Here is a 12,202-nt window from a genome sequence, read left to right as displayed (position 1 = left end):
ATTTTTAAATCGATAGTTGTTGCCATAGCTGGAAAGCTTCATGAGTTGCTTTCACATCATGAACACGGAAAATTTTTGCGCCTTTCTGCAAACACCAAAGTGCGGATGCAACATTGCCAATTGTACGTTCTTTAGCAACATCCACATGGGTTAAATGCCCAATTAAGCGTTTACGAGATAAGCCAATAAAAATAGGGTAAGGCAGAGCAGTTAAGCGCTCTAATTGTTGAAGCAGTTCGATCTGTTCTTCAGTTGTTTTACCAAAGCCAAAGCCAGGATCTAATAAAATTCGATTAGGATGAATGTTGTGATCAGATAAATGTTCAACTTGATCTAAAAAAAATTGTGCAATGCTATGCGTGATATCATCATGCTGAGTTTCTACATGCATGCTTTCAATCGGATTATCCAAGTGCATTACAACTAAAGCAACATCGCTATCTTTAACTGCATCAATGGAAGCAGGATTACGGAAGCCATTAATGTCATTGATGATATCTACACCTAAATCCACCATAGCTTTCATGGTTTCAGGATGATAAGTATCAATGGAAATCAAAGCTGGTAGATCTTTCACTAAAGGTTTAACCACAGGAATTAATCGTGCGATTTCCTCTTCAGCTGTGATTAAATTCGCTTTTGGATTAGAAGATTCTGCGCCAATATCAATGATCGTTGCGCCTTCTTGTACCATTTGATGCGCACGTTCAATGGCTGTTTTAGGATCAAAAAAATCACCGCCATCGGAAAATGAATTGGGTGTTGCATTCAAAATGCCCATGATGATTGGTGCATCTTTGATCAATAATTGCTGTAAAGTTGGTTTATTCATAATCTCAAAAAAGAGAACCTTCTATGAATGTCATAGAAGGTTGCTCTACATCCATATTAATCATTACTTGGTTTGTTCATCTGCATTCACAACTGTTTCTGGTAAAGCTTCGTGAGTGTGATCAACCACTTCGCCTTCCACTTGTAATAACTCAGCAGATGGTTTTGCATAAGATAATTTACCTGCTTCTTTAAATGTTAAAGCTGATTTTTCAAACTCCCCTTTTTCTAACAAAATTTCAGCCAATAAGTGGTGAATTTCAGGGATTTGGTTATCAATTTGTAATGCTTTTTGCAAGTATTCTAAAGCATCTTCCATGCGCTTAGTTTGATAATACAAACGCGCCACAGCCAATGCAGCATAAGCACTTTCAGGATGTTGATTTGCAAAGCCTTTCGCAGTTTTAATGTAGCTATTGAAATCACCTTTATATAAATGACCATAAGCTGTGATCACTAAATCATTCCAATCTTTCTTCAAAGATGAGCGCAATGCTTCTTCCGCATCAGAAACTTCGCCTGCATACAGTAATTTTTCAGCATAATTCACCACAACACTTGGTACAACTTTGATGTTGTTAGGAATGTGTGACCATAAAGCTTTCAATTCATGGCCTTCATTTTTAGCGCCAATGTGATCAATCAAAGTCACATATAATTCAGGTTCAATTTCCAAGCGCTCTTCTTTTGGCAATGATTTATGCAAAGCAGGCATGATTTTTAATAAATCATCATATAAGCCTTGTTTCTCATAAGATTTTGCCAAAGCAGTCAATACGCGGTGATGATCGCCTTTCTCTTTACGAGTGCGCTCCAATACTGTGCGTGCTTTATCGTGTTCGCCCCATTGATTCAACAATTCACCAATCATAATGCCTGAATGTAGGCGGTTATGATGATCTTGAGTTGTTTCTACAGCACGAAGATATTGATCACGCAATGCAGTTTTGCCTTGCATGTGAGCAGCGCGCGCTGCGCCAATGTAGCTAAAACTTGGGTTTGCACTATTTTTTACAGCAGATAAATGCAATGCTTCTGCCAATTCAGGTTTATTTTCCAATAATGCCAATTCAGCACGTGCAACTTTACGACTTGCACTTTTTTCACTGCGAGCTTCTGCTGAGCGTTTCAAAAATTGTGGTAAACCCAATAATTTGAATAGGAAACGTAAAATACCATAAGCCACCACAAAAAAGAGTAATCCACCAAAGATGAAGCCAGATAATGTCATCATCAATGTGAAATTCTTTTGTGTCAGAATGTTTTGACCAGTAATGATCACCATGCCAGGATCATCTTTTACTAAGAAGTATAAGAATAATGGAATGGCAAAAAGTAATAGGAAATAGCCAGATGCTTTGAAGAATCGAATCATAATCCTTCTCCTCTATAATTCAACATGGATGCATCGAATGATTTAAGGATAGGTGTGATATCTAATGTTTCTGCAGCAACATTCACATTTAACAATTCATTGATGGCAGCCAATACTTGATGGAATTTTTCATCATTCGGGCTGAAGTAGTTCGTTAATAATGAGCGAGCCACTTTCAATGATTCTTGATAAGTTTGTGCTTGGTTTTGTAATAGAGCCAAGCGCGCTGTTGTTAATTGCAATTGAATATTTTGTTTTAGTAACGTTTCATCAGTGATGGACATTAATTCAGGTGCTGGTGTACGTTCTTGTGTCACAACAAATACTGGCGTCATTTTATCCAATGCTTTTTGATACCAAGGTTTTGAATCAGCTTCATTCGCAGAATCGCTATTGGCAGCTTCTGTTTGGAATGTGTTACGCAATCCGCCTAAAATATCATCTGATTTTGTATCAATGGATGGAATAATTTCAGAAATTTTTTGAATGCGTGTTGCATATTCTTCACGATCAATTGTTTGAATATCTTTCAACTTCACGATTTCACTTTGGATCAAGTTATTCGTTTCGCTGAATTTAGCATTCGCAGTTGCCATTAAGCGCTCACTTGCTTCATTCAAGATAGTGATAGATTCAGAAGGGTCATCTTCAAACATTAATTTAAAGTTTGCCAATCTTAATAAGTATTTCGCTTGGCTAAGGTTCAATAAATCAATATCTGTTGCAGCAGCTAAACGTGCTTCCAATGTATTCAATGAAGCAATTTTGCTGTTAATTTCCACTAATTGTGAAGTTAAACGATTTTGCGTTTTAACAGCATCATTTTGTAGATCATTAGCTGTTTTGCCAATTTGATTGATGGATTGATCTAAGTTAGTCACAAGCTTCTCAAATTCATTGATGTGATCTTTGAGTTGGTTGTAACGTGTTAATGATGTGCCATTATCTGCTTGCAAGTTTGTGATTGCTGCATCCAATGTGGATAAACGTTGTTGCAATGTTTGCAGATTTTGCTGGTGCTGAGTTTGTGCATTCGCTAAATCTGTAAAATCAGCAGATTGACCACGTTCAGCATCAACTGTTGTTTTTAACATTGATAATGATTGGGTTAAAGTATCAATTTGTGATTTTTGTTGTGTGATTTGAGATTCTAATGATTGTTTAATTGCTTGTGCATTAGCGCCTTCCTGTGAAGATTGTAGGAAAGAAAATGCGCCAGCACCAATACCTAAAATGCCCAATGCAATGGCAATATAAGATAATGAGTGATTAGGTTTTTGTGACGGAGCAATGTTTGGTTGTTCTACGTTTTGGCGTGCAGATTCAGCTTGATGTTCAACGGCAGTAGCTGATGATGATTCTTCAAGTGTCACAGGATGATCTTTGTCGTTCATTTGGGTCATGGATGAATCCTCAGTAATTGAATCTGTGGTGGATAAGGATAACGTTGGCGCAACTTCTACGAGCTTTTGCCATAAATCTTTGCTAACAGCAGAATCAGCCACAAAAATGTTTTGGTAGCCTAATGTTTTAACATATTGTGCTAGACGATTGCTGGCAACAATTAAAGTATGTTTTGCAAAATTTGAGTCCAAAGCAATGAGCACACGATGATAAGCTTCAAACGCTTCTTGACTTGAGACTAAGATAACAATGGGGTGAGATTGGCTGTATTCAACCACTTCAGTCACATCAATATTTTCTGCTTGAATACGGCGATAAACATCTACGTAATGAGCATTTGCCCCCATATCATTGATGGCGTTTTCTAATAAGCGTCGACCACCTTCGCCACTGAAAATAGAAATTTTCTGATCAGCCAAGGAATATTGTGAGAGCGCTTCTAATAATTTTTCGGTTGTATAAGGCTTTTCACCTTGAATTACATCAGCAGTTGTCAGCTGTTGCAATAATTTTGTCGTGCCAGAACCAATAGAAATACAAGGTTTGTTCAAACCAAAGTCTAAACCGAATTTTTGTGCATATTCAACAGCATTTGGGCTTGTGAAAGCCCAGTAATCTGCTTCGGCTGCTAATTCTGTGCATTCCTTTTGAGCTGTTTCAATATCCAATGGATCATGAATTTCTAAACAAGGCACAGAAAATGCTGTGCCATTGTTACGCTGAATGGATTGAATTAGAAATGCTGATTGTTCTTTAGGGCGGGTGATGATAACACCAACTTTTTGAAAGTCGATGTTAGTTTTATCATTCACTGAATTGTTTTTAGAGCCATGATATTTTCTAGACTTTTTCGCCATAAATACTCCTTAAAAAGACATCTGCGCCTTTATTAAGTAAATCTTGTGCAAGTCTTTGACCAATATTTTGTGCATCCAATGGATCACCTACAATTTCAGCAAATAGAATTTCATTGGTTTCAATGTTGCCAACGAGACCACGCATCCATAAACCTTGTTCGGTTAATTCAGCATAACCTGCAATAGGGGCTTGGCAGCCACCATTCAATGTTGCATTGAATGCACGCTCAGCAGATACACGAATTGCAGTTTCTTCATCATTCAATGATGCAATAATTTTACGAACTTCTTCATTATTGCGATGGCATTCGATACCAATTGCGCCTTGACCAACTGCTGGTAAGGAAATATCTTGAGAGATTTCTTCAGAAATACGGTGATCAAAGCCTAAACGCTTCAAGCCTGCTGTTGCCAAAATGATTGCATCAAATTCGCCTGCATCTAATTTAGCTAAACGAGTATTCACGTTACCACGTAGATCTTTTAATTGGAGATCAGGGCGGATTGCCATCAATTGAACACGACGGCGTAATGAGCAAGAACCCACAACAGCATTTTTCGGCAACGTTTTAATTGTGTAGTTGTGATTGCTTACTAACGCATCACGTGGATCTTCACGATCCATCACAACAGGTACAATCAAATCTTCAGGTAATTCTTTTGCCATTGGTACATCTTTCATTGAATGTACAGCAATGTCAGCGCGACCATCTAAGATTGCAACTTCCAATTCTTTAATGAATAAGCCTTTGCCCCCAATTTTACTTAAAGGAGAGGATAAAAGCTGATCTCCCTTTGTGGTCATACCTAGAAGTTTAACTTCCAGATAAGGATAAAATTTAAGAATTTTACTTTTCACATGTTCAGCCTGCCATAAAGCAAGTGGGCTTTCTCGAGTTGCAATCGTTAAGGTTTTTAGGGACATCTCACATTCTCATCATATAAAAATTGTATAACCTGAATAGAATACAATAATTAGAGCAAAACTTATAGCCTTGGTTATATAATGGCCCGTATATTAGTTAGCTTGAATGGAGAATAATTATGAAAAATTATACAAAATATATCTTTTTATTCGTAACGATGATGTTTGTTGCAGGATGCAGTTCTGCAAAAGCAGTGGGTGAAGCTGAAATGTCTCGTGGCGACAATGGCAGCAGAGTTGGCATTTCCAATATGGGAGATGGCCCTGAAGTTTATGGCAGCATTCGCACAGGCGTTTCATTTTAATAATAGTTAAGGAGTAGTGAATGGTTGTTCCTGTCGTAACAATTGACGGACCTGGTGGTGTTGGCAAAGGCACACTTGCATTGAAATTATCACAAAAATTGGGTTGGCATTTATTGGATTCAGGGGCGATTTATCGTGCGTATGCAATCTTTGCTTTAAATCAAGAATTAGACTTAGAAAATGAAGATTTATTAGTTGCTAAGATCCCTGAATTTTCAATGACTGTAAATATTGAAGCTGAAAAAGTACAAATATATGTATGCAATGAGAATGTAACATCGCGTTTACGTTTAGAAATTACTGGCAGTAGTGCATCCATTATTGCTAAACATCCAAAAATTCGTGAGGCACTATTTCATTACCAAAGAGATCGAGCTGTTTCACCAGGATTAATAGCTGATGGGCGTGATATGGGAACGGTAGTTTTTCCTGAAGCATCTTTGAAAATATTCTTAACAGCAAGTGCAGAAGTTCGTGCCGAAAGACGATATAAAGAGTTGATTTGTGCGGGAGAATCTGTTAATATTGCGCAGATTTTGGGCGAGATACAAATGCGAGATGAGCGTGATCAGAATCGATCAGTTTCTCCTTTAGTACCTGCTCATGATGCTGTAATTATTGATACATCTGACTCAACGCGTGATGAGGTTTTTAACCAAGTTTGGCAGTTGGTCATTGATAGAGAACTAATTAAAGCATAATTGGTGGTGATAACTATTGTTATTGCCTTTTGTTTTTTCAATTTAACCCGATCAAATTGAATACCGAATTTTAGTAAGTATTTCGAGGCGATCATTTACAGAGTACATATTATGACAGTAAGTTTTGCTGAGTTATTTGCACAATCAGTTCAAGAAAAACCAGAAGTTGGCGAAATCATCGAAGTAGCAGTAGTTGCTATTGGTAAAGAATTCGTAATCGTTGACGCAGGCTTGAAAAGTGAAGGCCGTATTCCTACAGAACAATTTCAAAATGAAAATGGTGAAGTAGAAGTACAAGTTGGTGATAAAGTTAAAGTAGTTCTTGAATCTGTTGATGATGGTATGGGTGAAACTCGTCTATCACGCGAAAAAGCTAAGAAAGCAGAAATTTGGGGACGTCTTGAGAAGTCTCTTGAAGCTGATGAAATCATTAAAGGTATCATTTCTGGTAAAGTTAAAGGTGGCTTCACTGTTGATATCGGCGAAATCAAAGCATTCTTGCCAGGTTCTTTAGTAGATGTTCGCCCAGTTCGTGATGCTTCTTACTTAGAAGGCAAAGAATTAGAACTTAAATTAATCAAGTTAGATCCTAAGCGCAACAACATCGTTGTATCTCGTAAAGCAGTTGTTGAGAAAGAATACTCAGCAGAGCGCGAAGAATTGTTGGCTAACTTGAAAGAAGGCGACAAAGTTAAAGGTGTTGTTAAGAACTTAACTGATTATGGTGCGTTCTTAGACTTAGGCGGTATCGATGGTTTGTTACACATCACAGATATGGCTTGGAAACGTGTTCGTCATCCTTCTGAAATCGTTGAAATCGGTCAAGAAATCGAAGTTGTATTGTTGAAATTCGACCGTGAACGTAACCGTGTTTCATTAGGCTTGAAACAATTGGGTAACGATCCATGGCACGAATTATCAGTTCGTTTCCCTGCGGGCGCGAAAACTAAAGGTGCTGTAAGCAACATTACTGATTACGGTTGCTTCGTAGAAATCGAAGATGGCATCGAAGGTTTAGTTCACGTTTCAGAAATGGATTGGACTAACAAAAACGTTAACCCAGCTAAAGTTGTAACAATCGGCGAAGAAGTTGAAGTTGTAATCTTGGAAATCGACGAAGAACGTCGTCGTATCTCTTTAGGTATGAAACAAGTAACAACTAACCCTTGGATCGAATTTGCTGACAAATACAACAAAGGTGATCGCGTTACAGGTCAAATCAAGTCAATCACTGATTTCGGTATCTTCATCGGTTTAGATGGCGGTATTGATGGTTTGGTTCACTTGTCTGACATTTCTTGGAACGAAACAGGTGAAGAAGCTGTTCGTAACTTCAAGCGTGGCGATGAAGTTGAAGCTGTTGTATTAGCAGTTGATGCAGAACGTGAGCGTATCTCTTTGGGTATCAAGCAATTGGATCAAGACCCATTCTCTAACTTCTTAGCAGCTAACGAAAAAGGCAGCATCGTAACTGGTACTGTAACTGCAGTTGACGCTAAATCAGCAACAGTTGATTTGGGCGAAGGCGTAGAAGGTTCTTTACGTGCAGCTGACGTTTCTAACGAGAAAGTAGAAGATGTTCGTAACGTATATAACGTTGGTGATTCAGTAGAAGCTAAATTTGTAAACGTAGACAAGAAAAATCGTACAATCGTATTGTCTGTGAAAGCAAAAGATCACGCTGAAGATGCTAAAGCAATCGCTGATTACTCTAACTCATCATCTAAGAGCGCTGTAGGCGGTACTTTGGGTGATTTGTTGAAAGCAGAAATGAATAAGTAATCATCAATTTATATAGCTAATTGATTAAAAAGCCATTATTTTTAAATAATGGCTTTTTTCTTTGCTCGAATTTATATATTATTTTGTGTAATATGTTTTAGGATTAAGATGATTGTTTTGTTGTTTAAATTTTTGATAATGATAAAATATTTTATCTTGTTATTTATTGAAACATCAGCTAATAATCTTGATTTCTGTACTAAGATTAATGGGTCAGTGTATAAAAGAGGTTTATTGAATGACTAAGTCGGAATTAATTGAAAAGTTAAGCGCAAAATACCCACGTATTCCAGCGGGGGAAATCGAAAAGGGTGTTAAGCTTATCTTAGAACACATGAGTGATACTTTAGTTGCGAACAATCGTATTGAGATTCGTGGCTTTGGTAGCTTCTCTTTGCGTTATCGCGATCCTAAAATTGGTCGTAACCCAAAAACTGGTGATGCAGTTGAATTGAGCGGTAAATACGCTACTCATTTCAAACCAGGTAAATTGTTAAGAGAACAAGTGAACGATAGCCGTAACAAGTTTAAAATTCACTAATTTCAATTTAGACGAATGATAAGCCCCAAATGTTGATCTAACCTTTGGGGTTTTTTTGTGTTCTGTTTCCCAAGTTTTGGAATAATAAGATTGTAAAATTTTTTGAGAAAGTTCAGAATGGATTTTTGAATATTAGTGCATTAAAAAGATCTGATAATTTCACTGAAAAGAACTGAAAAATTCAGTATAATTATCGGATTTTGTTGTGTTGTGAGTTTGTTTGAGGAAAACATGCCAATTTATCAATATCAATGTGAAAGCTGTGGTCACGAATTAGAAGCATTACAGAAAATTTCTGCTGAACCGTTAACTGAATGTCCTGAATGCAAGGAACCACGTTTGGTTAAACAAGTGACAGCACCTAATTTTAGATTGAAGGGCTCAGGTTGGTATGAAACTGATTTCAAAACCAGTAACCAAAAGAATTTAGCCAATAAAGATTCAAGTTCGTCTTAATCTTTGCTGTGTGCCTATTTCTAGAAATACTCATTTAATTTAAAAAACGTTTAAAGGTAATCTTAATTATGATGCGTTCTCATTATGCGGGCTTGGTATCAGAAGCTCTTTTAGATCAAACTGTAACTTTAACGGGCTGGGTTCATCGTCGCCGTGATCATGGCGGTGTGATCTTTATCGATCTTCGTGATCGTGAGGGCATCGTTCAAATCGTTATCGATCCTGAATTTACACCTGCTGATCAATTTAAAGAAGCTGAGCGTATTCGTAATGAGTTCGTGATTCAAGTTGTGGGCAAAGTTCGTATGCGTCCTGCTGATATGTTCAATGAAAAATTGGTATCAGGCAAGATTGAAGTTGCAGCAACAGGTTTAACAATTTTGAATAAATCTGAAGCGTTGCCATTCCAAATCGATGATGAAGCAACTTCTGAAGAAGTTCGTTTGAAATATCGCTACTTAGATTTACGTGGACAAAAAATGCAACGTAACTTGATGTTGCGTTCAAAAGTAACACGTGCAATCCGTGATTATATGGATGATGCAGGTTTCTTGGACATCGAAACACCATTCTTGACAAAAGCAACGCCAGAAGGCGCACGTGACTATTTAGTACCATCACGTACTTATCCTGGTGAATTCTTTGCATTGCCACAAAGCCCACAGTTGTTCAAACAAATCTTGATGATGAGTGGCTTTGATAAGTACTATCAAATCGTTCGTTGTTTCCGTGATGAAGATTTACGTGCTGATCGTCAGCCTGAATTCACACAGATCGATATCGAAACTTCATTCTTAGAAGAATCAGACATCATGGCGATGGCTGAAGATATGATTCGTAAAGTATTCAAGCAAACAATCAATGTTGATTTAGCTGCTGAATTCCCAGTGATGACTTATGCAGAAGCTGCATACAAATATGGTTCAGATAAACCAGATTTACGTATTCCATTAGAATTTACTGATGTGACAGACGTAATGAAGACCACTGAATTTAAAGTATTTCGTGAAGCTGCAAATATGCCAAAAGGCCGTGTTGTTGCATTGAATGTACCAAATGCTGCAGATAAATTATCTCGTAAAGACATTGATGAATTAACAAACTTTGTTGCTCGTTATGGTGCGCGTGGTTTGGCTTACATCAAAGTGAACAACTTGGCTGAAGGTCGCGAAGGTTTGCAATCACCAATCACTAAGTTCTTGGATGATGCAACAATCGAAGGTTTAATCAAAGCAACGAATGCAAAAGATAACGATATTATCTTCTTTGGTGCAGATAAAACTAAGATCGTAAACGATGCAATTGGTGCGTTGCGCATCAAGTTGGGCGAAGATTTGAACTTGTTCACTTGTGAATGGGCACCAATGTGGGTTGTTGATTTCCCAATGTTTGAATACGATGAAGATGAAAAGCGTTATGTTGCGGTTCACCATCCATTCACAACACCCAAACACGGCATTGAGTCATTGAAAAATGATCCTGAAAATGCAGTAGCAAAAGCATATGATATGGTATTGAATGGTACAGAATTGGGCGGTGGTTCAGTTCGTATTTATCAACCAGAAGTTCAATATCAAGTGTTTGACTTGTTAGGTATTTCTAAAGAAGAAGCAGAAGATAAATTCTCATTCTTGTTAGATGCATTGAAATTCGGTGCGCCGCCACATGCAGGTTTAGCATTCGGTTTGGATCGTTTAATCATGTTGATGACACATTCTAAATCTATCCGTGAAGTGATTGCGTTCCCTAAAACACAAACAGCTTCATGTCTGATGACAAATGCACCATCAGTTGCGAATCCTAAGCAATTAAAAGAGTTAGCATTGGAAATTAAATTGCCAGAAGCTAAGAAAGAAGGCTAATCAATAGTTGAAGTTCAGCAATTGACTGAACTTTTTGATTTCATTAAAACCATCATCATTGTATGATGGTTTTTTTATTATCTATTTTGTGAATCAGACTAATTGATAAATATGATATGAGAATGTTTCACATTTACATTTATTTATGCATAATGGTTCTCTTTAGATTCAACCATAGGAATTAGGAATGTCTCAGCGTAAGATTGGCGTATTGCTTGTGAATTTAGGCACGCCAGAATCACCAACCACAAAAGATGTTAGAACATATTTAAGAGAATTTTTGAGTGATCCTCGTGTGATCGAAGTGCCTAAATATATTTGGTTTTTCATCTTAAATTTATTTGTATTGACGACGAGACCGAAAGATTCTGCAAAGAATTATGAAACAGTTTGGACTGAGCGTGGTTCGCCATTGCTTTTCATTACCCAAGATCAAGCGGCAGCTTTGGAAAAAGTATTGCCAGAGAATTATGAAGTGGTTGTGGCAATGCGTTATGGCAATCCTTCCATTCAAAAGGGTTTAGATGAGTTATTGGCTAAGAAAGTCGATAAAATTGTGATCTTACCTTTGTATCCACAATATTGTGCAGCAACGACAGCAACAGTATTTGACTGCGCTGCAAGAACTTTGAAGGATCGTAGATATTTCCCTGAAATTCATATGTTGAGTGATTATTACCGTAATCCTTTATACATTGAAGCTTGTAAAGTTCAAATAGAAAAAGCATTGGAAAATGCCACTATTGATGAGTTGGTTTTGTCTTATCATGGTATGCCAAAAAGAACGTATGATTTGGGTGATCCTTATTATGAGCAATGCGTGGAAACAACACGTTTGATCACAGAAGCTTTGGGTCGTTCAGACATTAAGATTACAACAGTTTTCCAATCTAAATTCGGCAAGATTGAATGGTTAAAACCATACTCTTTTGAATATTTGCCAAGTTTACCATCGCAAGGTGTTAAGCGTGTTGCGGTATTCTGCCCAGGATTTAGTTCGGATTGTTTAGAAACCATTGAAGAAATGGGTGTTGAGAATAGAGATTACTTTATGGAGCAGGGCGGTGAATATTATCAGTTCATTCCTTGTTTAAATACTGAATCTCTACACATTGAAATGATGAAGCAAATTATTGTGGATTCAAATTAGTTTTACTGCTTAA

At 37.3% G+C, this 12,202-nt stretch carries 11 protein-coding genes; 7 read left to right on the top strand and 4 right to left on the bottom strand.

From position 1 onward, the window contains the following. Positions 1-4: 4 nt before the first annotated feature. From folP to hemC, 4 genes are all read right to left on the bottom strand, one after another. Positions 5-832 carry a dihydropteroate synthase gene (folP, locus tag BZK16_RS03340; RefSeq protein ID WP_077927487.1) on the bottom strand — a complete coding sequence of 276 codons (828 nt, stop codon included), beginning with the start codon at positions 830-832 and terminating at the stop codon, positions 5-7. 63 nt (positions 833-895) lie between these two features. Next, positions 896-2,206, bottom strand: a complete 1,311-nt coding sequence (locus BZK16_RS03335) for a heme biosynthesis HemY N-terminal domain-containing protein (RefSeq protein ID WP_077927486.1) — start codon at positions 2,204-2,206, stop codon at positions 896-898. Continuing rightward, complete coding sequence (locus BZK16_RS03330; RefSeq protein ID WP_077927485.1) at positions 2,203-4,467, bottom strand: uroporphyrinogen-III C-methyltransferase; 2,265 nt, start codon at positions 4,465-4,467, stop codon at positions 2,203-2,205. The genes BZK16_RS03335 and BZK16_RS03330 overlap by 4 nt, the downstream gene beginning before the upstream one ends. After that, the gene (gene hemC, locus BZK16_RS03325; protein WP_077927484.1) at positions 4,451-5,392 is read right to left on the bottom strand and encodes a hydroxymethylbilane synthase; all 942 of its coding nucleotides are present in this window, start codon (positions 5,390-5,392) and stop codon (positions 4,451-4,453) included. Before hemC ends, BZK16_RS03330 begins: the two co-directional genes overlap by 17 nt. A 119-nt stretch (positions 5,393-5,511) precedes the next feature. Between hemC and BZK16_RS03320 the strand changes: the two genes are divergently transcribed. From BZK16_RS03320 to hemH, 7 genes are all read left to right on the top strand, one after another. Further along, a complete protein-coding gene (locus tag BZK16_RS03320) occupies positions 5,512-5,697 on the top strand; it encodes a hypothetical protein (protein WP_077927483.1) in 186 nt (61 codons plus the stop codon). 20 nt (positions 5,698-5,717) lie between these two features. Beyond that, positions 5,718-6,398: a (d)CMP kinase gene (gene cmk, locus BZK16_RS03315; RefSeq protein ID WP_077927482.1), complete on the top strand. Its 681-nt coding sequence runs from the start codon at positions 5,718-5,720 to the stop codon at positions 6,396-6,398. Between the two features lie 111 nt (positions 6,399-6,509). After that, a complete protein-coding gene (rpsA, locus tag BZK16_RS03310) occupies positions 6,510-8,180 on the top strand; it encodes a 30S ribosomal protein S1 (protein WP_077927481.1) in 1,671 nt (556 codons plus the stop codon). A gap of 238 nt (positions 8,181-8,418) precedes the next feature. Next, the gene (gene ihfB / locus BZK16_RS03305) at positions 8,419-8,721 is read left to right on the top strand and encodes an integration host factor subunit beta (protein WP_077924646.1); all 303 of its coding nucleotides are present in this window, start codon (positions 8,419-8,421) and stop codon (positions 8,719-8,721) included. A 231-nt stretch (positions 8,722-8,952) separates the two neighbouring features. Next, positions 8,953-9,177: an FmdB family zinc ribbon protein gene (locus BZK16_RS03300; protein ID WP_077927480.1), complete on the top strand. Its 225-nt coding sequence runs from the start codon at positions 8,953-8,955 to the stop codon at positions 9,175-9,177. A 68-nt stretch (positions 9,178-9,245) separates the two neighbouring features. Continuing rightward, the gene (aspS, locus tag BZK16_RS03295; RefSeq protein ID WP_077927479.1) at positions 9,246-11,039 is read left to right on the top strand and encodes an aspartate--tRNA ligase; all 1,794 of its coding nucleotides are present in this window, start codon (positions 9,246-9,248) and stop codon (positions 11,037-11,039) included. Between the two features lie 187 nt (positions 11,040-11,226). Beyond that, positions 11,227-12,189: a ferrochelatase gene (hemH, locus tag BZK16_RS03290; RefSeq protein ID WP_077927478.1), complete on the top strand. Its 963-nt coding sequence runs from the start codon at positions 11,227-11,229 to the stop codon at positions 12,187-12,189. Positions 12,190-12,202: the final 13 nt, after the last annotated feature.

Origin of the sequence: Wohlfahrtiimonas populi (assembly GCF_002006795.1) — a bacterium.
GTDB classification, from domain to species: domain Bacteria; phylum Pseudomonadota; class Gammaproteobacteria; order Cardiobacteriales; family Wohlfahrtiimonadaceae; genus Wohlfahrtiimonas; species Wohlfahrtiimonas populi.
This window is presented reverse-complemented; position numbering and strand designations above follow the sequence as displayed.

Excerpts from the sequence above, each read along its gene's own strand:
- folP (WP_077927487.1), bottom strand. The coding sequence starts at position 832 with ATGAATAAACCAACTTTACAGCAATTATTGATCAAAGATGCACCAATC.
- BZK16_RS03335 (WP_077927486.1), bottom strand. The coding sequence starts at position 2,206 with ATGATTCGATTCTTCAAAGCATCTGGCTATTTCCTATTACTTTTTGCC.
- BZK16_RS03330 (WP_077927485.1), bottom strand. The coding sequence starts at position 4,467 with ATGGCGAAAAAGTCTAGAAAATATCATGGCTCTAAAAACAATTCAGTG.
- hemC (WP_077927484.1), bottom strand. The coding sequence starts at position 5,392 with ATGTCCCTAAAAACCTTAACGATTGCAACTCGAGAAAGCCCACTTGCT.
- BZK16_RS03320 (WP_077927483.1), top strand. The coding sequence starts at position 5,512 with ATGAAAAATTATACAAAATATATCTTTTTATTCGTAACGATGATGTTT.
- cmk (WP_077927482.1), top strand. The coding sequence starts at position 5,718 with ATGGTTGTTCCTGTCGTAACAATTGACGGACCTGGTGGTGTTGGCAAA.
- rpsA (WP_077927481.1), top strand. The coding sequence starts at position 6,510 with ATGACAGTAAGTTTTGCTGAGTTATTTGCACAATCAGTTCAAGAAAAA.
- ihfB (WP_077924646.1), top strand. The coding sequence starts at position 8,419 with ATGACTAAGTCGGAATTAATTGAAAAGTTAAGCGCAAAATACCCACGT.
- BZK16_RS03300 (WP_077927480.1), top strand. The coding sequence starts at position 8,953 with ATGCCAATTTATCAATATCAATGTGAAAGCTGTGGTCACGAATTAGAA.
- aspS (WP_077927479.1), top strand. The coding sequence starts at position 9,246 with ATGATGCGTTCTCATTATGCGGGCTTGGTATCAGAAGCTCTTTTAGAT.
- hemH (WP_077927478.1), top strand. The coding sequence starts at position 11,227 with ATGTCTCAGCGTAAGATTGGCGTATTGCTTGTGAATTTAGGCACGCCA.